This window comes from Mesorhizobium sp. WSM2240 (genome assembly GCF_040438645.1).
Lineage (GTDB): Bacteria > Pseudomonadota > Alphaproteobacteria > Rhizobiales > Rhizobiaceae > Allomesorhizobium.
On sequence record NZ_CP159253.1, the window covers coordinates 3,248,157 to 3,270,999 of the forward strand.

The window sequence follows — 22,843 nt, forward strand, 5'->3', positions numbered from 1 at the left end:
CAGGCGAGGTCGCGGCAAATCCGGAGCATTCATCCATGAAAATCCGCGTGTGGCTTCTCGCCGCCCTCCTCGCTCTTCCGGGCACCCATGTCCATGCCGACGGCGTGGTGCAGAAGCTGATCACGCCGGCCGACAAGACGCGGCTGGAGAACTATGAGGCGACGCGCAAGGAGGCGCTGGAGGAAGCGAAGGCCGGCGCGCCGGCTGACGTGGCCGAACTGGACAGGATTCTCGCCGACCCGCCGCTCCCGTTTGCGGATTTCGACATGGTGGGCGACTGGCAATGCCGCACGATCAAGGCCGGCGGGCTCGCCGAGCTGGTAGTCTATGGCTGGTTCAAATGCCGCGTTTCCGACGACGGCTCGGGCTGGATGCTGGAGAAGGTGAGCGGTTCGCAACGCACCAAGGGCCGCTTCTACACGGAGAGCGACACCCGCCTGATCTATCTCGGCTCGTTCCATATCGCCGGAGACCCGGCCAAGCCCTACGGCAGCGGCCCCGAAAGCGATCAGGTCGGCTACGCCTTTCGCACTGGACCGCTGGCCTGGCGGATCGAATTTCCGGCGCCATACTACGAATCCAAGCTCGATGTCCTCGAATTCCGCCGCCAATAAGCGCCTTGCTGTTGCAATTGCATCGCAGCGACCGCAAATTTGACTTGTTATTGGTCATGTCATCAAGGTTTAACCCCCGCACGGCAGAATGGGGTCGGGTACCGCATGGGCTTGCGGCTTTTCGGGTTGAGACGGGCGTATGAGAGCTGAAATGAAGGGATTCGAGGCGGGCCAGATCGAAGGGGCCCCCATGCGGCGCAGGCCGCGCCGACTATCCCAGCTTTTCGCACAGCTTTCCCGCGACGCCGACGGCCGGGTGACGCTGGGCTCGATACGCGACGCGCTCGGCGACCGCAGCTTCGCCGCCCTCCTGGTTCTCTTCGCCGCCTTCAACCTTCTGCCCCTGCCGCCCGGCGCCTCCGCCATTCTCGGCCTGCCGCTGCTGATCATCTCGGCGCAGATGATGTATGGCAGCAAACGCGTCTGGCTACCGCGCTTCGTCGCCGAAAAGTCGCTGACGGCCGAGCAGTTCCGCTCGATCATGGAGCGGGTGGTGCCGCGTCTCGTCAGCCTGGAAAAATACGTCACACCACGCTACTGGCCGTTCTGGCGCAAGCGCGGCGACCGCATCATCGGCACCATCGCCTTTCTGCTGGCGGTCATCGTGACTTTGCCCATTCCACTCGGCAACTGGCTGCCGGCCTTCGCCACCGCACTGCTCGGACTGGCTCTGTCGGAGCGCGACGGCATCTTGTTTGCGATCGGCAGCGTCGTCGCCATAGTGTCTGTAGCCGTCATCGTCTTCGTCATCGGCGCGGCCGGCGCAGCCACCCAGGCCGTCTGGGGATGGATGGTTTAAGCGTGCGGTAAGGCTGCGGTGCGATAGTTCGGATCGTCCCCGGCAGCGGGCTGACCCGAAACCATCGCGATCTGCAGTGATGATATCCGACCTAAAACGCGAACAGATTGTCATGGTGACCGAAGGCGGCCCGCATATATGGGCGATCGTCAATGCGGTTTCCGACCGGTTTGGGCCGGTGACAGTCATTCTCGAAACGCCGGAATCGAAGTCGCAACTTTTGCGACGGCGGGCCCGCAGACAGGGCTGGATTTCGGTCGCGGGGCAGGTCGGCACCATGCTTTTGACCAAGCTCGGCAAGCGCCTGTTCGCCAGGCGTGCTGACGCGATCGCCGCCGAAGGTGGGCTGGAAACCGCGCCGCGCGCCGGTCAGGCGATCGTCCAGGTGCCTTCCGCCAATTCGCCTGAATTCCTGCAGGCAATCGAGATAGCCGCGCCGAAAGTCGTGTTCCTCGCCGGCTGCCGGATGCTGTCCAGGCAAACGCTGGCGGCGATGCCCTGCCCGGTTCTCAATTACCATGCCGGCATCACTCCGAAATATCGCGGCATGAATGGCGGCTACTGGGCGCTGGCAAAAGGCGACGCGGAGAATTTTGGAGCGACGGTTCATCTGGTCGATGCCGGCGTCGATACCGGAGCCGTTTTGCACCAGGTGCGCGGCAGCCCCAAACCCGGCGACAATCTGATGCTCTACCCGCTGCGGCTTGCGGCCCTCTCCCGCGAAATCTGCATTTCGGCTATCGAGGAAACGCTCGCCGGAAGGCTCGATCCAATCGAAACCGGCCTGCCCTCCAGCCAGTGGTATCACCCGCCGATCTGGAGCTATTTGTGGACCGGGCTGCGCCGCGGCATCTGGTAGAATTTCCGCGATATTCCCGTTGTGTTTTTGCGACGCGATCGCGCGTCGCATTTGAATGCGCGCGCGTCGTCTCATAACAAGCAGGCCGACGGTGCTTGCGGCAATGCTCCAGACACCTAGAGCCCGGTTCATTCCGAAGGATCGGAATGGGCTCCAGGCAATTACTAGGCCGCATGATCGGCCCGTAAAGTCCGCAACTTTTCGGGATCATGCTCTAAATCGAGTGAGTTGAATGGCCGACCTGATCATCGTCTACTGGCGCGACATTCCCGCGCAGGTCATCGTCAAGAAGGGCCGGCAGAACGCCAAGCGCGAACTGCCGCTGCGCTTCACCGAGGCGATCGACATGGCGGCGATGCGGTCTGGCGCGGCCGAAACGGACGCCTATCTGGCCGAATGGCGCAAGGCCGATCCGGTGCCGGTCGGCGACGATCTCGAAGCGGAAGCCGAAAAGGCGGCGGCCGACCTCGATGCGCAATATGACCGGGAGCGACTGGTCGCTCTCGCCAAGGCAGGCGGCAAGGCAGATGTCTGATACCCAGCCGATTTCCACTACGGCCGCGGGGCCGGCCAACGGCGTACAAGTCGTGCCGCCGGCAGCTTCCGGCGGCGTGACCCAGGCCACAGTGGTCAGCCGTACGGCGCCCAAGACGGCCTACAGGCCGGCCGACGTGTCGCCGCAGCGGCGCGTGCAACGCTCCTATTCAGTGCGGCTGTGGGCGGTGCGCCACAGCAGAGCGCTGGAATGGTTTTACGCCCGCTTCGCCGACATGTTCCTGATGCTGCATCCGCTTTGGAAGAGCATCGGCTACAGCCGCGTCGAAGCCCCCATCACATTCGTGGAAAAGCGCGTTAAGGGCTTCATGTTCGACTGCCGCATGTGCGGCCAGTGCATTCTTTCCTCGACCGGCATGTCGTGCCCGATGAACTGCCCCAAGCAGTTGCGCAATGGCCCTTGCGGCGGCGTGCGCGCCAACGGCAATTGCGAGGTCGAGCCGGACATGCCCTGCGTCTGGGTCAAGGCCTGGGAAGGCTCGCGCAACATGGTTCACAGCGACGCGATCCTGAATGTGCAGAAGCCGGTCGACCAGTCGCTTCGCGAAACATCCGCGTGGCTCCGCGTCACCGCGCAGGCGGCAGCAGCGCGCGAAGCCGCCAAGGCAAAGGTGTCGGCATGATCGACCGTCAGCTCGACGAGAACCCCGCCGGCATAGATCTGCCGCTCGATCCCCTGCCCGGCCACTCCTCGCGCGGCAGGCTGGAGCGGGTGCTGAGGCGCGGCGAATTCGCGGTGACGACGGAACTCAATCCGCCGGACAGCGCCGATCCCGAAGACGTTTACAACCGCGCCAAGGTCTTCGACGGCTGGGTGGACGCCATCAACGCCGTCGACGCCTCCGGCGCCAATTGCCACATGTCGTCGGTCGGCATCTGCGCGCTCCTGACACGCATGGGCTATGCGCCGATCATGCAGATTGCCTGCCGCGACAAGAACCGCATCGCGATACAGGGCGACGTGCTCGGCGGTGCGGCGATGGGCGTCGCCAACATGCTCTGCCTAACCGGCGACGGCGTGCAGGCCGGCGACCAGCCGGGCGCCAAGCCGGTGTTCGACCTCGACTGCATGTCGCTGCTCGAAACCATCCGCATCATGCGCGACAACGGCAAGTTCCTTTCGGGGCGCAAGCTGACGACGCCGCCACAGGTCTTCCTTGGCGCCGCGATCAATCCGTTTGCGCCGCCCTATGATTTCCGTCCCTACCGGCTGGGCAAGAAGATCGCCGCCGGTGCGCAGTTCGTGCAGAGCCAGTACTGCTTCGACGTGCCGATGTTCCGCACCTACATGCAGCGTGTTCGCGATCTCGGCTACACCGAGCAGTGCTTCATCCTGTGCGGGGTCGGGCCACTGGCCTCGGCCAAGACCGCCAAATGGATCCGCTCCAACGTGCCGGGCATCCATATCCCCGATGCGATCATCAAGCGGCTGGAGGGCGCTCAGGACCAGAAGAAGGAAGGCAAGCGTCTCGCCATCGACATCATCAACGAAGTCAAGGAGATACCGGGTGTCTCGGGCATTCATGTGATGGCCTACCGACAGGAAGAGTACGTTGCCGAGATCGTGGACGAATCGGGCGTGCTGAAGGGCCGCCGGCCGTGGAGGCGCGAAATCCGCCGCGACGATCAGATGGTGGCGGACCGCCTCGACCACATCCTGCACGACGAAATCGTCGAGACGCAATCTGACCTGGTGAAGACCGCGCATTGAACGCGGAACGATCACCATTGGCTTGAATCGAAATAGATAACGATATAAAGAAGTCTTTATATCTTTTGGAGAGAGATCACATGACCCGCACAATCGTCGCCTCGGCGACCCGAGAGATCATCATCGGCTTCGATCAGCCCTTCTGCGTGATCGGCGAGCGCATCAATCCGACCGGCAGGAAGAAGCTCGCGGCGGAAATGGTCGTGGGTAATTTCGAGACCGTCATCAAGGACGCGCTGGAGCAGGCCGCCTGCGGCGCGACGATGCTCGACGTCAACGCCGGCGTGACCGCGGTCGACCCCAATGCGACGGAGCCGGCGCTTTTGGTGCAGACGCTGGAGATCGTGCAGAACCTGGTCGACCTGCCGCTCTCGATCGACAGCTCGGTCTCAGCGGCGATCGAGGCGGCGCTGAAGGTGGCCAAAGGCCGCCCGCTGGTCAATTCGGTGACCGGCGAAGAGGAGAAGCTGGAAGCCATCCTGCCGCTGATCAAGAAATACAATGTTCCGGTCGTCGCCATCTCCAACGACGAGACCGGTATCTCCATGGATCCGGATGTACGCTTCGCAGTGGCGAAGAAGATCGTCGAGCGCTGCGCCGATTTCGGCATTCCGTCGCATGACGTAGTCGTCGACCCGCTGGTCATGCCGATCGGCGCGCTGGGCGACGCCGGCCGCCAGGTGTTCGCGCTGCTGCGCCGCCTTCGCGAGGAACTCAAGGTCAACACGACCTGCGGCCTGTCGAATATCTCTTTCGGCCTGCCGCACCGCCACGGCATCAATGCCGGCTTTATCCCGATGGTGATCGGCGCAGGCATGACCTCGGCGATCATGAACCCGGTTCGCCCGCAGGAAATGGAAGCCGTGCGCGCCGCCAACGTGCTCAACGGCACCGACGCCAACTGCACGACCTGGATCAAGACCTACAAGGACTACAAGCCGGCCGAAGGCGGCCACCCGGTCGCAGCGCCGGTTGCGGTCAATGCGCCGGGCGAAGGCGCTTCCAATGGCGGACGCCGCCGCGGCGGCCGCGAGGCGCGGATGGCGCGGGGGTGATCAGATAGGATTGCGCCCTACGTTGCGGAAGAGCGCAGCGTACGAACTCCGGAAAATCGGCATGCAATGAACCCGCCCCCGAACATAACCGACCCTCTGGTCCTGTTCATGCCGTCCGGCAAGCGCGGGCGGTTCCCGGTCGGCACGCCGATCCTCGATGCCGCGCGCTCGCTGGGCGTCTATGTGGAAAGCGTGTGCGGTGGGCGCGCGACGTGCGGGCGCTGTCAGGTCGAGGTTCAGCAAGGCAATTTCGCCAAGCACAAGATCGTCTCTTCCAACGACCACATCTCGCCGAAGGGCGCCAAGGAAGAGCGCTATGAGCGCGTTCGCGGCCTGGCCGACGGACGCCGCCTCTCCTGCTCCTCGATGATCCTCGGCGATCTGGTGATCGACGTCCCGCAGGACACGGTCATCAACGCGCAAACCATCCGCAAGGCCGCGACCGATCGTGTCATCGAACGCAATGCCGCGGTGCAGCTCTGCTATGTCGAAGTCGACGAGCCCGATATGCATAAGCCGCTTGGCGATCTCGATCGCCTGAAAGCGGCGCTGGAGAAGGACTGGGGCTGGAAGGACCTGCTGATCTCGCCGCACCTGATCCCGCGGGTCCAGAAAATCCTGCGGACCAAGCTGCCGAACCAGCCGGAGCTGAGCGAAGGCAAATGGGGCGTCACGGCGGTCGTCCACCGCGACATGGACTCGTCGCGGCCCTTCATCATCGATCTGTTCCCGGGGCTGAAAAACGAAGCCTACGGCATTGCCTGCGACATCGGCTCGACGACGATCGCAATGCACCTGGTTTCGCTGCTGTCGGGCCGCATCGCCGCTTCCTCCGGCACATCGAACCCACAGATCCGCTTCGGCGAGGATCTGATGAGCCGCGTCTCCTACGTGATGATGAACCCGGACGGCCGCGAGGCGATGACGCAGGCCGTGCGCGAGGCGGTCAACGGGCTGATCGGCAAGGTCTGCAAGGAAGGCAATGTCGACCGCCACGACATTTTCGACTGCGTCTTCGTCGGCAATCCGATCATGCACCATCTGTTCCTCGGCATCGATCCGACCGAACTCGGGCAGGCCCCCTTCGCACTGGCGGTCTCCGGCGCGCTGCAATACTGGGCGCACGAGATCGACATCGACGTCAATCGCGGCGCGCGGCTCTATCTGTTGCCCTGCATCGCCGGCCATGTCGGGGCGGATGCCGCCGGCGCGACGCTGTCGGAAGGCCCTTATCGTCAGGACAGCATGATGCTTCTGGTCGATGTCGGCACCAATGCCGAGATCGTGCTCGGCAACCGGGACCGTGTAGTCGCCGCCTCCTCTCCGACCGGGCCGGCCTTCGAAGGCGCCGAGATCTCGTCCGGCCAGCGCGCGGCGCCCGGCGCGATCGAACGCGTGCGCATCGATCCGGAAACGCTGGAGCCCAAATACCGCGTCATCGGTTCGGAACTCTGGTCGGACGAAGCCGGATTCGAAGAAGCCGTCCGGGCAACGGGCGTCACCGGCATCTGCGGCTCGGCGATCATCGAAGTGGTCGCGGAAATGTATCTTTCCGGTATCATTTCGGAAGACGGCGTCATCGACGGTGCGCTGGCCGGGAGAAGCCCGCGCATCATCCAGAACGGGCGGACTTTCTCCTATCTGCTGCGTGACGGCGAGCCCCGGCTGACTGTGATGCAGAACGACGTGCGCGCCATCCAGCTCGCCAAAGCCGCGCTCTATGCTGGCGTCAAGCTTTTGATGGAAAAGCAGGGCATCGACCATGTCGACACGATCCGCTTTGCCGGCGCCTTCGGCTCATTCATCGACCCGAAATACGCGATGGTGCTGGGCCTGATCCCCGATTGCGACCTGGCCGAGGTCAAGGCTGTCGGCAACGCCGCCGGTACAGGCGCGCTGATGGCGCTCCTGAACCGTAACCACCGCCGCGAGATCGAACAGGCAGTGAACCGGATCGAAAAGATCGAGACCGCGCTCGAGCCGAATTTCCAGCAGATCTTCATCAACGCCATGGCGCTGCCCAACAAGGTCGATCCGTTCCCGAAGCTCGGCAGCCAGGTCAAGCTGCCGCCGCGAAAGACCGTCGGCGAGAGCGGCGTGGCCGGCGACGCGACACCGCGCCGGCGCTCGCGCGAGGATCGCGACGCACGGCGCTCCAGAGGATAGCAGCGGTCAGAGGCTGAGGGCCTCGTTCAACTCGTTTGCACATGAATGTGTCCGCCGCGCATACGCGCTGCGACGCCAGCGTGAAACCGCTCACATTCAAATTTTTTCCGTTCGGCTACCGAGGGACCTGCTTCGCCAAGCTAGCGAAGCAGAGACTGCGGTTTCCCGCGCCCCGGGGGAACTGCGCACCACAAAAGGTCATCGGAGGCCAATATGTTGATACTCGACGAGATCGCCCGGTTAGGCGAGGCATTGAAAAGAGCCCGCCGCTACCGACAGACCATCCGGGAAATGAACGCCCTGCCGCCGGAAATCCAGAAGGATATCGGCTGGCCGGCTCGCCGCGCATCGCAGGGCGGCAGCCATTTCCAGTCGGCTTACTGGAAGTCGCTGCGCTGAGCGCCTGGCGCATCCTGGATCGGCCTAGATCGGCGCGACTGGAACTCATTTGCATGCAAATGTTTCAGTCTTGAAACCAAAAGGCTTTTCGCTGAAATCATTCTGAAACATAGGCGGCGCATTGATCCGCCGCCATCACGCGGAAAGCTCCGTGCCGGTGGACATTCGAGGGAGATTTGCCATGTCCATATTCGACGAAATCGGACGCTTCGGCGCGGCGCTCAGGAAAGCCCGCCGCAACAGCCAGGCGATCCGCGAGATGAACGCGCTGCCGCCGGAACTGCAAAAGGATATCGGCTGGCCGGCGACCCAGGGCTCGCGAAGCGGAGCGCATTTCAGCTCGGCCTACTGGAAGTCGCTGCGCTGAGTCCCGGGAGCCGGAAGCGCCCAGAGACTGCGTCGCGTCAGAACTTGCCGGTCTCGCGAAACACTTCGAAGGCGGCGCGGATATGGTCGGCGGCGGCTTTCACCGGCGCCGACGCGTCCGGCGAAACGAACATGGCCAGGCTGTAGCTGCCGATCTCCGGCAGGCCGTCCTTCGGGCCGAGTTCCACCATATCGCAGCCGATAAAGGACTTCGGCAGTGGCGCGACCGCGAGATCGGCCAGGATGGCCGAACGCTGGCCGGTGGTGTGGGCGCTCATATAGGCGACGCGGTAGTTGCGCCCTTCCCGCCCCAGCGCCTCGAGTGCGCCGGCCCGCCATGCGCAGCCTTCTTCCCACATCGAAACCGGCAGCGGCTCGCGCATGTGTGCGCAACCGCCCTTGGCGCCGGCCCAGACGATCGGCTCGGTGAGCAGCACTTCGGCCCCGGACATGGAAGTCTTGTAGGAATTGGTGACCAGCGTGATGTCGAGCGCGCGGTCGTCCATGCGCCGGCGCAGATTGACGCTCTGGTCGATGGTGACGTCGACGGCGATCGAAGGATGGGTCTGCGCAAAGCGCTTCAGGACGTGCGGCAGCACACGCTCGCCATAATCGTCAGGCGAGCCGAGCCGCACAACGCCGGTAATGTCCGGCACGATGAACTTGGAGACCGCCTCGCGATTGACCGCGAGCAGCCGCCTCGCGTAGCCGAGCAGCATTTCGCCGTCGGTGGTGAGCGCCACCGAGCGCGCATCGCGCGAAAACATCGAGCGGCCGAGAATGTCCTCGAGTTTCTTGATCTGCATGGATACGGCCGACGGCGTGCGGAACACCGCATTGGCGGCGGTCGTGAAGCTGCCGGTCTCGGCGATGGCGACAAAGGTGCGCAACACGTCGAGATCGAGCAGTGGCAGGGGGTGATTGAGCGGGGCGTTCATCGCGTCCGGTTCCTTCAAATTTTCTGATCGAAACCATCATTTCATTTCGATTGATTGAACATCAATTCGGGCAGATAGTCAACAGCGTGAAAAGGGTCCTGGAGCAGATCGGGACCCGAACCAAAGGAGACTAATATGTCCATCCTCTCGACGATCGGCCGCATTGCCGCCGAATACAGCGCCGCCCGCAGCCGTTATCTGACCGAACGGCAGGTTCGCTCGCTGCCCGCGGAAATCCAGAAGGACATCGGTTGGCCCGACGCCTATGCGACGCCGCGCACGCCGCGCTTTCAGTCCGGCTCATGGGCCGGAGACAAGTAAATATGTGTGACCAAGACACGCCTGCCGGACTCTCCCAAGTGAATCCGGCAGGCTTTTTCTTTTGTCGGCTTTCCTCGCAAGACCAGCGGCGGAGCCATGCGCCGCGCGCATGACGCATCTGAACAAGTCGCATAGCTGGTTAAGTTCCTTAATAGAACATTGTTTTTGTTCATTTTTCAGGCGAAACACTGGCCCCGATGTCGCAATAGATGTCGCATTTCATATCAAACGCTTCGCTTTCGCCGCTTAATTTTACTGCAATTGCCAACTATATCAGCGCTGTCAAAACGAGTTGCCCCACTCCATCAAGCGAAGGCACCCCGTGTAACCAGAATGCATGGAGAAGTGTCGTGAAATTCCTGTCCCGCATGTTCGGCAAGCACCGCGAAATGAACCTGACCACCGCGCTCGAGCGCCAGCGCCTCGACCGCACGATGCCCGGCCAGTCCGGCGCAGTCGCGGCAGCGCGCCTCGGCTTCATAGCCTGAGCGATCTAAAGATGAATAAACACCGCCGTCTTGGCCCCGCTGGTCAGGGTGGCGGTTTTGTTTTGCGCGAAGTGCTTTCCGCCGCTGCAACCACCGCATACATGATCGGCCTCTAATTAGCCGGAATGCGACCTATGTCGCAAATAAATTTGCGCTGTGGCCGCGTAGCCGATTGACAGCGCTAGGTTTTCCTGATGACGCTAGTCCGATCGCGACATCCTGTTCGCGTCATCCGGGTTTTGCGTGAGGCTGCCGTGAACGCAACAAAGCATCCCATCAAGCGCTCGCTTGTGTTCTTCCTTGTTCCCGATTTCACCATGATCGCCTTCGCGACGGCGCTCGATCCGCTGCGGTCGGCCAACCGCATGCTGGGCTATGAGGCCTATCGCTGGCGGCTTGCGAGTATCGACGGCAAGCCGGTCCGCGCCTCGAACTATGTCGAATGCGCTGTCGACACCTCCCTGGAGGACGAACGCAGGAAGATGTCGGGTCCTGACCGTCCGTCCATGGTGGTGGTGTGCAGCGGCGTCAATGTCGAGAAATATCAGAACCGGTCGGCCTTCGCCTGGCTGCGCGAGGAATACAATCGCGGCGTGGCGATCGGCGGGCTTTGCACCGGCGCACATATATTGGCGTCCGCCGGGCTCCTGTCGAACAAGCGCTGCGCCATCCATTGGGAAAACCTGCCGGGCTTTTCCGAAGCTTTCCCGAAGGCCAACGTCTTTGCCGACCTGTTCGAGGTCGACCAGAACATCTACACCTGCGCCGGCGGCACCGCCGCGCTCGACATGATGCTGAAGCTGATCGGCGACGATTTCGACGACAACCTCGTCAACCGCGTTTGCGAGCAGGTGCTGACCGACCGCGTCCGCAGCCCGACCGATCGCCAGCGGCTGCCGCTCAGGGCGCGGCTGGGCGTGCAGAACTCCAAGGTGCTGACCATCATCGAACTGATGGAGGCGCACTTGTCGGAGCCGCTGTCGCTGATCGAGATCGCCGACCATGTCGACCTGTCGCGACGCCAGATCGAACGCCTGTTCCGCACCGAGATGGGCCGCTCGCCGGCGCGCTACTATCTCGAGATTCGCCTCGATCGGGCGCGTCACCTGCTGATCCAGTCTTCCATGCCGGTGGTGGAGGTGGCGGTGGCCTGCGGGTTCGTCTCGGCCTCGCATTTCTCCAAATGCTACCGCGAGCTTTATGCGCGCTCACCGCAGCAGGAGCGGATTGATCGCAAGCAATTGCTGGCAGCTTAGAGACCTTTGATAATTCTACTCCGGCGGCCACCTGACGCAGTTTTCTCCGCTTCCGGTGCTCACGGACCCAAACGTCCGCTCCGGTTCTCGAAAACCACGCCATCTGGCTCGCCGGAGCGAAATTCTAAAAGGTCTCTTGGCTACTTCCCTTCCACGCTGCGCATTGCCTCCACGCGGATCTCCTCGGTCAGCCGCGCCTTCAGCGCCGAAAATTCCGGGCTCGTCTTGATCGTGTAGTGGCGCGGATGCGGAAGGTCGACCGCCACGTCCGACTTGATCCGGCCCGGCCGGGCGCTCATCACCAGAACGCGCGACGCCATGAAGATCGCCTCCTCAATGTCGTGGGTGACGAAGACGACAGTCTTTCGCTCGCGCTCCCAGATGCCGAGCAATAATTCCTGCATCAGCCCTCGCGTCTGGTTGTCGAGCGCGCCGAAGGGCTCGTCGAGCAGGAGGATTTCGGGTTCGTTGGCCAGCGCGCGGGCGATTGCCGTGCGTTGCTGCATGCCGCCCGACAATTGCTTCGGCCAGTGGTTTTCGAAGCCTTTCAGACCGACCTTGTCGATATAGGAGGCGACGATCTCGTCCTGCTGTCTGCGCGGCAGGCCTTTTTCGCGCAGTCCGAAGGCGATGTTCTGGGCGACGGTGAGCCATGGGAAGAGCGTGTAGGACTGGAACACCATGCCGCGATCGCGGCCTGGGCGTGTCACCACCCGCCCGTCTAGCTTGACCTGGCCGGTGCTGGGCTGGTCGAGACCGGCGACGATCCTGAGCAAGGTCGACTTTCCGCACCCTGACGGACCGAGGATGGTGATGAAATCATTGGCGGCGACCCGAAGATCAGCCGGTTCGAGCGCCCGCACCGGCGCACCCCCGTGCACCCCCGGAAAGGTGCGGGAGAGGTTTTCGACGACGAGCTTGCTCATGCCAGCCTCCAGGGGAAAAGCCAGCGGTTGAGCGCCTTGAAGGCGAAATCCGAGATCAGGCCGATGATGCCGATGACGATGATGCCGAAGATGATCTGCCCCGTAGCCAGCAACGCCTGGCTGTTGATGATCATGTAGCCGATGCCGGAGGAGGCGCCGATAAGCTCGGCGACGATGACGTAAGTCCAGGCCCAGCCGAGCACGAGGCGCAGTATCTCGGCGATCTCAGGCGCGTTTGCCGGCATCATAACCCGCCTGACAATGCCGGAATCGGTGGAACCCAGCGTATAGGCGGCTTCGACAAGCTCGCGCCTGGTGTTTCCGACCGCGACCGCGACCATCAGGATGATCTGGAACAGCGAGCCTATGATGATGACGAGCAGTTTTTGGGTTTCGCCAATGCCCGCCCACAGAATGAGAAGCGGAATGAACGCAGACGCGGGCAGATAGCGGGCAAAGGAGACGAAGGGTTCGAAGAATGCCTCGACGGGCTTGTAGGCGCCCATCATTATGCCGAGCGGCACGGCGACGACCGCCGCCAGGACGAAGCCGCCGACCACGCGCCAGATCGTCATGCCGATGTCGAACAGAAAACCCTGCTCGGCGAGCAGGTTCCAGCCGTCGGCGAGCATGGTCAGCGGATCGGCGAGAAAGGTCTGCGAGACATAACCCCCGAGCGTAGCCACCGACCACCCGGCGATGAAGAGGACAAAGAACGAGATGCCGAGCGCGAACCGGGCCGCTTGTCCGACGGGTTGCAGTGGACGGAACATCGATCGCTCACTTTATTGGCTCGTGAAAACCCGAAGGCCGCGCTACGGGCGCGGCCTTCGAGCAGGATGAGGTGATAGCGGCGTCAGTTTGCTCCGACAACGCTCTTGTCGACTATGCTGTTGATATCCGGCACTTCCTTGATAATGCCGATCTCTTTCAGGAGCGCCCCGGCTTCCTTGGAAAACGCCTGCAGTTCGCCCGAGAAAAACTCCTTGTTCTCCTCCGGTCCCTGCCAGCGCAGATATTGCGCCGATTTGCCGAACTGTTCGCCCGACTGCTTCACGTCCGCGCCCATGATCTCATATGCCTCGTCCTGCCTGGTCGCGATGAATTCCAGCGCCTCGAAATAGCTGGCGGCAAGCGCCTTGGCGGCATCCGGGTTGGCTTCCAGAAAAGCCGGCGTGCAGCCGACCGTGTCCATGATCATCGGATAGTCGAGCGTAGTGGCGATGATCTTGCCGGCTTCGGGTTTCTCGCGCACGCTCGACAGATATGGCTCGTAGGTCATCGCCGCGTCGGTCTGGCCGGCGAGGAAGGCCTGCGCCGCCGGTCCCGGCTCAAGATTGACGACGTTCACGTCCTTCACCGAAAGACCGTTCTTACTGAGGAACCAGGCGAGCGTGAAATAGGGCGCGGTGCCGGGCGCGGAAGCGGCGACGGACTTGCCCTTCAGTTCGGCGATCGAGTTGATATCGTTGCGAACGACCATGCCGTCGGCGCCATAGGATTTGTCGAGCTGAAAAATCTGCTTGGCGGGCACGCCATTGGCGTTCCACACGATCCAGGTCTCGACCGTCGTGGCGGCGCACTGAATGTCGCCAGACGCCATTGCGAGGTGGCGGCTGGCCTGCGGAATCTTCTTCAACGTAACGTCGAGCCCGTGCTTCTCGAAAATGCCGGCTTCCTTCGCCAGCGTCAGCGGCGCGAAGCCGGTCCAGCCGCTCAGGCCAAGTGTAAGCGCCGTATCGGCCATGGCCGGCAGCGGAATGCAGATCGCAAGCGCCATTGCGGCGCCGAAAATTGCGCTCTTCTTCATGGAGTTCCCCTTTGATTGGTTCTCTTGCGATTTGTCAGGATGGCCGCATGGTTGTCAACGCGTTCGCGGGAGCATCCTGATCTCGGCCAGGGAGCCGGAGGCGCTCACCTGTCCTCCCACATCCACGAGCGGTCGCGCCAGAGCTTTTCGCCGATCATGCAGTCATAGCCGGGCGCTGCCTGCGCCAATCGTACCGGCGGATGCGCGGCCTCCTCGCGCATTCGCTCCGAGGAGCCGCCGGCCAGTTCCAGCACCAGCTTGCGGCGCACCGCCTCGGGGAACTGCGACCAGTCGTTGACCGGGATCATGAAGGCGCCCGGCCCGCCGATCACGCAGTCCTGGTAGTAAAGATCGAGATTTTCGACGTCATAGGCGCTGGACAAGCCGGCATTGGTCATCAGCGGCAGGCCGTTGATGGTGATGCCTTGCGCGATCAGCGCGTCGCGCGCGCCGGTCACCGGCGAGCCCTGATTGTTGGGTCCGTCGCCGGAAATGTCGATGACGCGCTTCATGCCCTGAAAGCCGCTCTCGGCGAAGAGATCGCCGCCGAATTCCAGCGCGCCCGAAATCGAGGTGCGCCGCGCGCTGCTCGGCGGCTTGGCCGAAAGCTGGCGAACGAAGCGCTCGGCGTCTGACCGGGTCGCGATCGCCGTCCACGGCACAACGATCTGCTGCGTGGTCCAGCCTGCCCATTCGACGTAGGTGACGGCGATCCGGCCATGCACGCCCGCGGCGATCGCCTCGATAACGCGGTCATGGGTTAGCGCCGCGGCGTAGCCTTGGCGCTGGATCTCCAACTCGTCGGGCGACATGGAGAGCGAGACGTCGACGGCCAGAACAAGCTCGACGTCGACCTGCTCGGCGCTTTGTGCCTGGGGCGCAAGAAGAAGGCTCAGCGCAAAAGCCGCGCTGCCGAAAAGGCGCCGTCCTCGTGCCAGCCGAGACATGGCGCGAGGTTACGCGAAAAACGCCGGATGAAAAAGCTGCCTGGCGGAATTTGCCGGCTGGGCCTTTCACGATTTTGCGAGCGCTTGTGGCCGTCCCATCAGGTCCGCGGTTTCAGACTCTCCGGGTCGTAGAGCGGCTTGTAGCCGACCGCAGCGACCTCGACCGGATAGGTCTCGCCGAAATATTCGACAGCCAACCTGCGGCCCTCTTGGCAGTACGCCCATGGAAGGTAGGCGAGCGCGATGTTCTTGCCGATGGTCGGGCCGTAGGCGACCGAGGTGGTGAAGGAGCGGCGGCCGAGTTCGTCGACCAGCGCCTCACCGGTTTCGGGGTCCATCACCGGCATCGTGCCGACAGGATAGCGGGCGATGCCCTTGGAATCCCGATTGTCCGTCATGACCAGTGTGCAGAGCATGGCCGGCTGATGTTCGCGGGCGCGGTACTCCAGATGCTTTTCTTTGCCGCGGAAATCGGCCTCCTTGACCTTCGGGCGTGCAAGATCGGCCTCCAGCAGATTGTACTCGGTCAGCAGGTCAGCATTCTGCAGGCGCAGGCTCTTTTCCATGCGGCGCGAGTTGGCGTAGGTCTCGACGCCGAACGCCATTACGCCGGTCGACCGCAGCGCGTCCCAGACGGCAAGCCCGTCCTCGTAGCGCATGTGCAGTTCCCAGCCCTGCTCTCCGACATAGGAGATGCGGAAGGCCGTCACATCCTTGCCTGCGATCCTGATCGGCTTGATAGCGGCGAAGGCAAAATTCTCCGGCGAGAGCCCGTCCGGGTTCTCGACGACCTTCTGCAGCGTCGTACGTGCGTTCGGTCCCCAGATGCCGATGGTGACGTATTTTTCGGTCACATCGGTGACCGTAACGTTGAAACCTTTGTCTTCCGCCACCCTGCGGATGTAGTGGAAGTCGCGCGGCCCGGCGTCCGCGCCGTCAATCACGCGGCAGCGGTCGGCCATGCGGATCACGGTGAGATCCGCGCGCACCATGCCCTCGTCATCGAGGAAATGCGTGTAGATGCCCTTGCCGATATTTGCGTCGCCGCCGATCTTCGCTGCGCACAGCCACTCCATCAGCGCGACATGGTCCGGGCCTTCGACATCGATGATGGCGAAATGCGACAGGTTCACGATGCCGCAATCCTCGCTCATGGCGAGATGCTCGGCATTGGAGACGCGCCAAAAATGGCGGTTGTCCCACTCGTTTTCGCGCACCGGCACGCGGTTGCCGTACTTTTCCAGCAGATGCTCGTTGGCGGCATAGCCATGGGCGCGCTCCCAGCCGCCCAGTTCCATGAAGTATCCGCCGAGTTCCTTCTCGCGCTCGAAGAATGGCGAGCGGCGAATGCTACGGCCCTTGGAGAAGGGCTCGCGCGGATGCACCGCCGGATTGTAGACTTTCTGCGCCGTCTCCGTGCAGCGGTCCCAGATGAACTGCTCCGTCGTCTGATGCGGATAGAAGCGGGCGTAATCGATCTGGTGGTGGTCGATTTCGGTGCGCCCATCCGTCATCCAGTCGGCAATGAGCTTGCCCATGGCGGGACCGTCCTTGACCCAGATCGCGACGGCGTACCAGAGCCCCCTCACCTTCTGGCTCTCGCCCATGGAGGGGCCGCCATCCGTTGTCACCTGCAGCAGCCCGTTGAAGGAATGGCTCTCATTGTAGCCCAGTTCGGCCAGGATCGGCGTCAGCTCCATGGCGCGTTCGAGCGGCTCGATGATCTGCTCCATGTCAAGGTCGCGCTGCGAGGGCGAAAGGCGAGCCTGGTTCTTCTCCAGAATGTCGCGCGGATGGCAGAGGCGCGGGTTGGTCTCTTCGTAATAGCCCCACTCGATCTGCCCGCCTTCAGCGGTCTTGGGATCGCCGGTGTCGCGCATATAGGCCGAGTTGCCCTGGTCGCGCAGCAGCGGCCAGCCGATCTCCTTGCCGGTACCGGCGAACTCGGTATAGGGGCCGAAGAAGGTGAGCGGGTGGTCGATCGGCATCACCGGCAGGTCCTCGCCCGCCATTTCCGCGATTAGCCGGCCCCAGATACCGGCGCAGACCACCACATAATCCGCTTCGATTGTGCCACGGTCGGTCACCACGCCCTTGATGCGGCCGTTCTCGATGACGAGCGACCTGGCGGACGTGTTTGCGAAGGCCTTGAGCTTTCCGGAGGCCTCCGCCTGGTCGACCAGCTTGCCTGCAACCGTCTGCGAACGCGGGATGACGAGACCGGCATCGGGATCCCACAGGCCGCCCTGCACCATCTGTTCTTCGATCAGCGGGAATTTTTCCTTGATCTCGGCCGGCTCGATCAGGCGCGCACGAGTACCGAAGGCCTTCGCCGAGGCCACCTTCCGTTTGATCTCCTCCATGCGATCATCGTCGCCGACGCGCGCGACCTCGAGCCCACCGATGCGCGCGTAGTGACCCATCTTCTCGTAGAAATCGATGGAATAGAGCGTCGTCCAGCAGGACAGGAAGTCGTGGCTGGTCGTGTAGCAGAAGTCGGAGGCATGCGCTGTCGAGCCTATGTCGGTCGGGATGCCGGACTTGTCGATACCGACGATATCGTCCCAGCCGCGCTCGATCAGATGATGGGCGACGGATGCGCCGACAATACCGCCCAGCCCGATGACGACGACTTTCGCTCTTGACGGAAACTCTGCCATTTGCCCGCGACTCCGAGGTGTTTTGCGGCCGGACTATAGGGCGATGCGGCGGCAGGGTTGAAGCCTGTTTGCGACATTCGCAAAACGCCGCGCGACGACACGCCCGGCGTTTGCCGCGCGGGGTTAATCTTAACGGAACCTCAACGGCTCCGGTTAACTCTTTACCGGGCTTTCGGTGGTAGGAACGGTCCGGGCGGGAGGCGAAGACATGAGCATGGCAGCGCAGCAGGGAAAGATTGCCGGACGGGCGGCGTGGACCGCATCGCCGCTGATCATCATGGGGCTGGCGCTCGCGCTCGTGCCGGTCCTGCTCCTGTTTCCGCTGCGTGTCCCCATTGGGCCGATGTATTGGGACGTCTTCATCTACTACGACGCCGCCAACCGCATCTTCGAAGGCCAGGTTCCGGTCAACGACTTCTTCACGCCGGTCGGGCCGCTCGGTTACTACCTCTTCGCGGGCTGGCTCGCGCTGTTCCCCAACGGCGCGCCGACGCTGTTGGCGCACTGGTCGCTGCTTGCCGTAACCGCGCCGCTGATGGCGTTGGTGATCCGGCAGGTCGACGCGCGATCCCGCACGACCGCCTACGCCTTGCTGATTCCATTCCTGATCTTCGCGCTGCTGCCGTTCAACAGCCGTGAGTTCTACCCGTTCCCGGGTTCCGACGGCTTCGGCATCTACAACCGACAGATCTGTCAGATGCTCTACGTGCTGGTTGCGGCGCTGATGTTCGTGCGCAGCCCTCGCCTCCTTGCGCTGATCGTCGCCTTGGCGATGACGGCACTGTTCTTCCTGAAGATCACCGGCTTCGTGTCGGGTGCGATCATCTGCCTGTTCGCTTTCATGGCGGGCCGCGTTCCGCTCCGCCTTGCGCTTGCAGCCGCAGGCTCGTTTGTCGCGATGCTGGCGGCGCTGGAAGTCACCTCCGGGCTGGTCAGCCACTATATCCACGACATTCTGGCGCTGGTGGAGATGAACAGCGGCAGCCTGGCGCCGCGTTTTCTGCAGGCGATGTCGCATACGTTCGGCGTTCTTCTGCCCGGAGGAGCGCTGATCCTGCTTCTGATCTGGTCGGGCCGGGAAAAGCTCGCCACCCGCCTCGTCGCGATCCGCGCCGAGCGCAGCGCTGCCTCGATCGCAAAATTCCTCGACAACGACGCCTTCTGGCTCGCCGTCGTGCTTTTCGCCGGCATCACCTTCGAGACGCAGAACACCGGCAGCCAGGCGATGATCTTCGTCTGGCCGGTGATCCTTTCGATTGTGATGCGATCGGGCTCGCTGATGGCCAAGCCGAAACTTTTGATCGTGACTTTCGTGCTTGCGGCGGCTGTGGCGCTGCCGCCGGCCATCAACACGATCGAGCGCGCGGCGCGCGCCTATGCCGGGTCGGTCAAGAACTTCCCGCTGGAGCACACCCATTTGAAATCGCTCGGTGCGGTCTCTATGCGCGGCGATGTGCTTGCGCGTTCAGGAAACATGATCGACTTCTATCCGGCCCACCGCGCCGTCTATGAAGAAATCGTCCGGATGGGCGAACTGCCGAGCTTCATCCTCTATTCCGATTTCGACTTCCAGATCACGCATCTGAAGGCGATCGACCGCGCTGTCGACAGCATCAGGGCGCTGGAGGCCGAGAAGGGCGTGCGCTTCGAGACGGTCATGGCGCTCAACTTCGTCAATCCGTTCCCGTGGCTGATGGACAGGAGCGCGCCGAAGCACGTCGCCATCGGCGCCGACCCGACGCGCGCGGTGCCGCCGCCCGGCCCGCTGGAGGCGGATTCCATCCGCGAAACGGATCTGATCCTGCACCCGAAATGCCCGCCGACTACGGCGAATGCAGCGCTTCTGGAGCTCTACGCGCCAATGATGGCCGAGCACCCCAAGATCGCGCTCGATGCCTGCTACGACGCGTATGTGCATCCGAAGTTTGCGGGGAAGCTGTAGCGGGAAAATAGCACTCGGCAACCAGATCGTCCACGGTACCGGCCCAAAAGCAAACGGCCGGAGCATAGCCCCGGCCGTTCTCGCAACAGGTGAAATCCCGCCCTACTTCACCTGGCTTTTGACGAAATCCTTCACGATCGAGACGATACCGCGCGACAATAGGCTGTCGAGCGCGTCGACAAAGCGGTCGACATGTTCGGACTGGCAGATCAGCGGCGGCTCCAGCCTGATTACGTTGCGGTTGTATTCGGTAAAGGCAACGAGCACGTCGTAATCACGCAGCAGCAGCGCTCCGACGAACCCGGAAAGCGAGCCTTTCAGCTTGTCGTCGAGCACGCTGACGATCGGCCGCAGCACCATGGGCAGTGTCTGCGAGAAATCGTGGAACTCAAGCCCGACCATTAACCCCTTGCCGCGCACATCCTTGATGATCTTAGGATATTTCGCTTGCAGCGCCTGCAGCCTGTCCAGCAGATAGGCGCCGGTTGCGGCCGCGTTGTCGATCAATCCCTCGTCGTAAAGCACGTTGAGGGCCTCGATTGCGGTGATCGAAGCTTCACCGATGCCGCCGAAGGTAGCCGCCGCATGGATCATGGCGGTCTTCGGCGTGCCGTAGGCTTTCATATAGACCTCACGGCTGGCGATCATGGCGCCGACGGCCGACTTGCCGCCGCCCAGCGACTTCGCCAGCGCGGTGACGTCCGGCACGACGCCGTAATGCTCAAAGGCGTAGAAGCGGCCGGAGCGGCCGAGACCGCACTGCACTTCGTCTGCGACCCAGAGCACGCCGTACTGGTCGCAGAGCGCGCGCAGCTTCTGCCAGTATTCAGCCGGCGCCTGGACGATGCCGCCGCCGCCCTGGATGGTTTCAAGGACGATGACGCCGATCGCCGGATCGGATTTGAATGCCGCCTCGACCGCATCTATGTCGGCGAAGGGCACGCGCACCGTGTTGTCGGTCAGCTTGAAGTCGCCGCGGTAAAGCTGGCCGTCGGTGATCGAGAGCACGCCCTTGGTCTTGCCGTGGAAGGAATTCTCCGCATAGACGATCTTCGAGCGCTTCGGGCCGGCGGCGCGCTCGGCGACCTTGATCGCCGCTTCCATGGCTTCCGAGCCCGACGAGCCGAGGAATACCATGTCGAGGTTGCCGGGCGAGCACTGTGCGAGGTTATGCGCGAGTGCGGCTGCATATTGCGACATGAAGGCGATCGCAATCTCGTGGCGCTTCTCGTCCTGGAATTTCTTGCGCGCTTCGAGAATGCGCGGATGGTTATGCCCGAAGGCAAGCGAACCGAAACCGCCGAAAAAGTCGAGAATCTTGCGACCGTTCTGGTCGACATAGAACATGCCTTCGGCGCTCTCGACCTTCACCTTGTGAAAGCCGAGCAGCTTCATGAAATGCAGCTGCCCCGGATTGAGATGCGTCTTGAACAGCTCCGTCGTCGTGGCGAGGTCCATCGCCTTCGCGGCCTCGACGCTGATCAGGTCCGGCTTTGCGATAGCATCGGGCGAAAGCGAAGGTGCGTTCACCACCGCGCGGGGATAGCTCGTCTCAGGCTTGGTCATGATGTTCATCAGGCTCTCCTATTCGGCCGGAACTTGGGATGCGACCACTGCATGGCCGTCTTTCTTGGCGCGGTATTCCTTGTAGGCGGCGATCAGCATGTCCTCGTCGCGGTATTGCGGCACCCAGCCGAGATCGCGCTTGCCCTTCGACACGTCGAGCACGCACTCCTCGTCGGCGATGAGGTACTGCTCCGGATCCATCAGCGGCATGTTCATCAAGTCGAGCAGGTCGAGCGTGCGCTTGACCGCCCAGCCCGGTGTCGGAATGAGGATCGACTTCGAGCCTGCGTGCTTGACGAGATCGCCGAGCAACCTCTTCACCGGCGGCGGATTGAGCGAGCCGAGATTGTAGGCCTCGTTCGGCACACCGGCCTTCCAGGCGAGTCGAGCGGCCTCGGCACAATCGAACACAGAGATGAACTGGTATGGATTTTTGCCCGAGCCGATCATCGGCACCGGAAGGTTCCAGTCGATCAGCTTGAACAGCTTCTCCAGAATGCCGAGACGGCCAGGGCCGATGATCAGGCGCGGCCGGAACAGCGAGATGCTCATACCCTTCTCGCGCCACTCGGCGGCGAGTTCCTCTGTCTTCAGCTTCGACAGGCCATACTCGCCCAGCGGCGCGACCGGATGATCCTCAGTCATCGGAAAGGTGACCGTGTGGCCGTAGATCATGTCCGTGGTGAAGTGGACGAGGCGCGGTGCCCCGGCCTTGGACATGGCCTGGATGATGTTTTCCGTGCCGTGATAGTTCACCGGGAAGAAGAAGTCGTGCCGCTTGGCCCGCACCTGGATCGGCGACAGCATCTTGGCCGACAGGTTGTAGACCATGTCATCGGCACGGATGCCGACATTGGCCACGGAATCCGGATCAGTGACATCGCAGGTGACGAAACGGGCATGGCGGTAATGCGCCACATCGCTCTTGACGATGTCGGCGACGATGACCTCCTGGCCGTCGGCAAGAAGTTTCGGCGCCAGATGACGGCCGACGAAGCCGTCGCCTCCAAAAATGATGTGTCTCATTGCGCAAGCTCACTGGTTTGAAGGGGGGTTGAAGGGGCGGCGGCAAGCTCCTCATGGCCGCGCCCGCTCTGGGCGATCAGCACCGTGCCGACGCAGATGAAGCCGATGCCGGCGATGCGCCAGGCGTTGAGATCCTCACGGAAGACGAAATAGGCGAAGACCGCGACCGCCACATAGGCGAGGCTGAGGAAGGGATAGGCGAAGGAAAGCTCGACCTTGGACAGCACGTAGAGGTGCGACGCCATCGAGATGACGAAGGTCGCGAGGCCAAGGAACACCCAGGGGCTGAACACGATCTGCAACAGCTTGATCACCGGGTTGACCCCGGCGAACGAGATCGGACCGAGCGTCATCATGCCGTGCTTCAGCATCAGCTGCGCCGCGGCGTTGGTCATCACCGTGAAAAGTATGAACGCAATGTACTTCATGTCTTCATCAA

The 22,843-nt window shown here is 62.7% G+C and carries 23 protein-coding genes; 14 read left to right on the top strand and 9 right to left on the bottom strand.

The window, feature by feature from the left end:
- Positions 1-35 precede the first annotated feature (35 nt).
- From ABVK50_RS16175 to ABVK50_RS16220, 10 genes are all read left to right on the top strand, one after another.
- Positions 36-614: a DUF4893 domain-containing protein gene (locus ABVK50_RS16175; RefSeq protein ID WP_353645613.1), complete on the top strand. Its 579-nt coding sequence runs from the start codon at positions 36-38 to the stop codon at positions 612-614.
- A 151-nt stretch (positions 615-765) separates the two neighbouring features.
- A complete protein-coding gene (locus ABVK50_RS16180) occupies positions 766-1,413 on the top strand; it encodes an exopolysaccharide biosynthesis protein (RefSeq protein ID WP_353645612.1) in 648 nt (215 codons plus the stop codon).
- 79 nt (positions 1,414-1,492) lie between these two features.
- Positions 1,493-2,272 carry a formyl transferase gene (locus tag ABVK50_RS16185; protein ID WP_353645611.1) on the top strand — a complete coding sequence of 260 codons (780 nt, stop codon included), beginning with the start codon at positions 1,493-1,495 and terminating at the stop codon, positions 2,270-2,272.
- Positions 2,273-2,504: 232 nt separating this feature from the next.
- Positions 2,505-2,807 carry a virulence factor gene (locus ABVK50_RS16190; RefSeq protein WP_353645610.1) on the top strand — a complete coding sequence of 101 codons (303 nt, stop codon included), beginning with the start codon at positions 2,505-2,507 and terminating at the stop codon, positions 2,805-2,807.
- The gene (locus ABVK50_RS16195; RefSeq protein WP_353645609.1) at positions 2,800-3,450 is read left to right on the top strand and encodes a methylenetetrahydrofolate reductase C-terminal domain-containing protein; all 651 of its coding nucleotides are present in this window, start codon (positions 2,800-2,802) and stop codon (positions 3,448-3,450) included. The genes ABVK50_RS16190 and ABVK50_RS16195 overlap by 8 nt, the downstream gene beginning before the upstream one ends.
- Entirely contained in the window at positions 3,447-4,538 is a 1,092-nt protein-coding gene (locus ABVK50_RS16200) for a methylenetetrahydrofolate reductase (RefSeq protein ID WP_353645608.1), read from the top strand. Before ABVK50_RS16195 ends, ABVK50_RS16200 begins: the two co-directional genes overlap by 4 nt.
- Positions 4,539-4,618: 80 nt before the next feature.
- A complete protein-coding gene (locus ABVK50_RS16205; RefSeq protein ID WP_353645607.1) occupies positions 4,619-5,593 on the top strand; it encodes a methyltetrahydrofolate cobalamin methyltransferase in 975 nt (324 codons plus the stop codon).
- 66 nt (positions 5,594-5,659) lie between these two features.
- Positions 5,660-7,759, top strand: coding sequence for an ASKHA domain-containing protein (locus ABVK50_RS16210; RefSeq protein WP_353645606.1), 2,100 nt, complete (start codon positions 5,660-5,662; stop codon positions 7,757-7,759).
- Positions 7,760-7,972: 213 nt separating this feature from the next.
- Positions 7,973-8,158 carry a DUF1127 domain-containing protein gene (locus ABVK50_RS16215; protein ID WP_353645605.1) on the top strand — a complete coding sequence of 62 codons (186 nt, stop codon included), beginning with the start codon at positions 7,973-7,975 and terminating at the stop codon, positions 8,156-8,158.
- Between the two features lie 181 nt (positions 8,159-8,339).
- Positions 8,340-8,525: a hypothetical protein gene (locus tag ABVK50_RS16220; protein WP_353645604.1), complete on the top strand. Its 186-nt coding sequence runs from the start codon at positions 8,340-8,342 to the stop codon at positions 8,523-8,525.
- Positions 8,526-8,562: 37 nt separating this feature from the next.
- Here the strand turns inward: ABVK50_RS16220 and ABVK50_RS16225 are convergent, their stop codons facing one another.
- Complete coding sequence (locus ABVK50_RS16225) at positions 8,563-9,462, bottom strand: LysR substrate-binding domain-containing protein (RefSeq protein WP_353645603.1); 900 nt, start codon at positions 9,460-9,462, stop codon at positions 8,563-8,565.
- 135 nt (positions 9,463-9,597) lie between these two features.
- On the opposite strand from ABVK50_RS16225, the gene ABVK50_RS16230 reads away from it, so the two are divergent.
- The 3 genes from ABVK50_RS16230 to ABVK50_RS16240 all read left to right on the top strand — a co-directional run bounded on the left by ABVK50_RS16230 (position 9,598) and on the right by ABVK50_RS16240 (position 11,527).
- On the top strand, positions 9,598-9,783 hold the full coding sequence (locus tag ABVK50_RS16230) for a hypothetical protein (protein WP_353645602.1): 186 nt from the start codon (positions 9,598-9,600) through the stop codon (positions 9,781-9,783).
- Positions 9,784-10,133: 350 nt separating this feature from the next.
- Entirely contained in the window at positions 10,134-10,271 is a 138-nt protein-coding gene (locus ABVK50_RS16235; RefSeq protein ID WP_353645601.1) for a hypothetical protein, read from the top strand.
- A 317-nt stretch (positions 10,272-10,588) separates the two neighbouring features.
- Positions 10,589-11,527 (top strand): GlxA family transcriptional regulator, encoded by a 939-nt coding sequence (locus ABVK50_RS16240; RefSeq protein WP_353645921.1) that lies wholly within the window; start codon positions 10,589-10,591, stop codon positions 11,525-11,527.
- A gap of 140 nt (positions 11,528-11,667) precedes the next feature.
- Here ABVK50_RS16240 and ABVK50_RS16245 read toward each other — a convergent pair whose 3' ends face one another.
- From ABVK50_RS16245 to ABVK50_RS16265, 5 genes are all read right to left on the bottom strand, one after another.
- Entirely contained in the window at positions 11,668-12,453 is a 786-nt protein-coding gene (locus ABVK50_RS16245; protein WP_353645600.1) for an ABC transporter ATP-binding protein, read from the bottom strand.
- Positions 12,450-13,226, bottom strand: a complete 777-nt coding sequence (locus ABVK50_RS16250; protein WP_353645599.1) for an ABC transporter permease — start codon at positions 13,224-13,226, stop codon at positions 12,450-12,452. The genes ABVK50_RS16245 and ABVK50_RS16250 overlap by 4 nt, the downstream gene beginning before the upstream one ends.
- Before the next feature lie 83 nt (positions 13,227-13,309).
- A complete protein-coding gene (locus ABVK50_RS16255; RefSeq protein WP_353645598.1) occupies positions 13,310-14,263 on the bottom strand; it encodes an ABC transporter substrate-binding protein in 954 nt (317 codons plus the stop codon).
- Positions 14,264-14,367: 104 nt separating this feature from the next.
- Entirely contained in the window at positions 14,368-15,210 is an 843-nt protein-coding gene (locus ABVK50_RS16260; RefSeq protein WP_353645597.1) for a DUF1194 domain-containing protein, read from the bottom strand.
- A 98-nt stretch (positions 15,211-15,308) separates the two neighbouring features.
- Positions 15,309-17,870 carry an FAD-dependent oxidoreductase gene (locus ABVK50_RS16265; RefSeq protein ID WP_353645596.1) on the bottom strand — a complete coding sequence of 854 codons (2,562 nt, stop codon included), beginning with the start codon at positions 17,868-17,870 and terminating at the stop codon, positions 15,309-15,311.
- A 208-nt stretch (positions 17,871-18,078) separates the two neighbouring features.
- On the opposite strand from ABVK50_RS16265, the gene ABVK50_RS16270 reads away from it, so the two are divergent.
- Positions 18,079-19,812, top strand: coding sequence for a hypothetical protein (locus ABVK50_RS16270; RefSeq protein ID WP_353645595.1), 1,734 nt, complete (start codon positions 18,079-18,081; stop codon positions 19,810-19,812).
- A gap of 102 nt (positions 19,813-19,914) precedes the next feature.
- Here ABVK50_RS16270 and ABVK50_RS16275 read toward each other — a convergent pair whose 3' ends face one another.
- From ABVK50_RS16275 to ABVK50_RS16285, 3 genes are read right to left on the bottom strand one after another with little or no spacing between them, the layout of a single operon-like run.
- Positions 19,915-21,387, bottom strand: coding sequence for an aspartate aminotransferase family protein (locus ABVK50_RS16275; protein WP_353645594.1), 1,473 nt, complete (start codon positions 21,385-21,387; stop codon positions 19,915-19,917).
- 9 nt (positions 21,388-21,396) lie between these two features.
- Entirely contained in the window at positions 21,397-22,404 is a 1,008-nt protein-coding gene (locus ABVK50_RS16280; protein WP_353645593.1) for an NAD(P)-dependent oxidoreductase, read from the bottom strand.
- Positions 22,401-22,832, bottom strand: coding sequence for a transporter (locus tag ABVK50_RS16285; RefSeq protein WP_353645592.1), 432 nt, complete (start codon positions 22,830-22,832; stop codon positions 22,401-22,403). Before ABVK50_RS16285 ends, ABVK50_RS16280 begins: the two co-directional genes overlap by 4 nt.
- Between the last annotated feature and the right edge of the window lie 11 nt (positions 22,833-22,843).

Bases quoted from the DNA above. Each gene is read 5' to 3' on its own strand.
- ABVK50_RS16175 (WP_353645613.1), top strand. From the start codon at position 36: ATGAAAATCCGCGTGTGGCTTCTCGCCGCCCTCCTCGCTCTTCCGGGC.
- ABVK50_RS16180 (WP_353645612.1), top strand. From the start codon at position 766: ATGAAGGGATTCGAGGCGGGCCAGATCGAAGGGGCCCCCATGCGGCGC.
- ABVK50_RS16185 (WP_353645611.1), top strand. From the start codon at position 1,493: ATGATATCCGACCTAAAACGCGAACAGATTGTCATGGTGACCGAAGGC.
- ABVK50_RS16190 (WP_353645610.1), top strand. From the start codon at position 2,505: ATGGCCGACCTGATCATCGTCTACTGGCGCGACATTCCCGCGCAGGTC.
- ABVK50_RS16195 (WP_353645609.1), top strand. From the start codon at position 2,800: ATGTCTGATACCCAGCCGATTTCCACTACGGCCGCGGGGCCGGCCAAC.
- ABVK50_RS16200 (WP_353645608.1), top strand. From the start codon at position 3,447: ATGATCGACCGTCAGCTCGACGAGAACCCCGCCGGCATAGATCTGCCG.
- ABVK50_RS16205 (WP_353645607.1), top strand. From the start codon at position 4,619: ATGACCCGCACAATCGTCGCCTCGGCGACCCGAGAGATCATCATCGGC.
- ABVK50_RS16210 (WP_353645606.1), top strand. From the start codon at position 5,660: ATGAACCCGCCCCCGAACATAACCGACCCTCTGGTCCTGTTCATGCCG.
- ABVK50_RS16215 (WP_353645605.1), top strand. From the start codon at position 7,973: ATGTTGATACTCGACGAGATCGCCCGGTTAGGCGAGGCATTGAAAAGA.
- ABVK50_RS16220 (WP_353645604.1), top strand. From the start codon at position 8,340: ATGTCCATATTCGACGAAATCGGACGCTTCGGCGCGGCGCTCAGGAAA.
- ABVK50_RS16225 (WP_353645603.1), bottom strand. From the start codon at position 9,462: ATGAACGCCCCGCTCAATCACCCCCTGCCACTGCTCGATCTCGACGTG.
- ABVK50_RS16230 (WP_353645602.1), top strand. From the start codon at position 9,598: ATGTCCATCCTCTCGACGATCGGCCGCATTGCCGCCGAATACAGCGCC.
- ABVK50_RS16240 (WP_353645921.1), top strand. From the start codon at position 10,589: ATGATCGCCTTCGCGACGGCGCTCGATCCGCTGCGGTCGGCCAACCGC.
- ABVK50_RS16245 (WP_353645600.1), bottom strand. From the start codon at position 12,453: ATGAGCAAGCTCGTCGTCGAAAACCTCTCCCGCACCTTTCCGGGGGTG.
- ABVK50_RS16250 (WP_353645599.1), bottom strand. From the start codon at position 13,226: ATGTTCCGTCCACTGCAACCCGTCGGACAAGCGGCCCGGTTCGCGCTC.
- ABVK50_RS16255 (WP_353645598.1), bottom strand. From the start codon at position 14,263: ATGAAGAAGAGCGCAATTTTCGGCGCCGCAATGGCGCTTGCGATCTGC.
- ABVK50_RS16260 (WP_353645597.1), bottom strand. From the start codon at position 15,210: ATGTCTCGGCTGGCACGAGGACGGCGCCTTTTCGGCAGCGCGGCTTTT.
- ABVK50_RS16265 (WP_353645596.1), bottom strand. From the start codon at position 17,870: ATGGCAGAGTTTCCGTCAAGAGCGAAAGTCGTCGTCATCGGGCTGGGC.
- ABVK50_RS16270 (WP_353645595.1), top strand. From the start codon at position 18,079: ATGAGCATGGCAGCGCAGCAGGGAAAGATTGCCGGACGGGCGGCGTGG.
- ABVK50_RS16275 (WP_353645594.1), bottom strand. From the start codon at position 21,387: ATGAACATCATGACCAAGCCTGAGACGAGCTATCCCCGCGCGGTGGTG.
- ABVK50_RS16280 (WP_353645593.1), bottom strand. From the start codon at position 22,404: ATGAGACACATCATTTTTGGAGGCGACGGCTTCGTCGGCCGTCATCTG.
- ABVK50_RS16285 (WP_353645592.1), bottom strand. From the start codon at position 22,832: ATGAAGTACATTGCGTTCATACTTTTCACGGTGATGACCAACGCCGCG.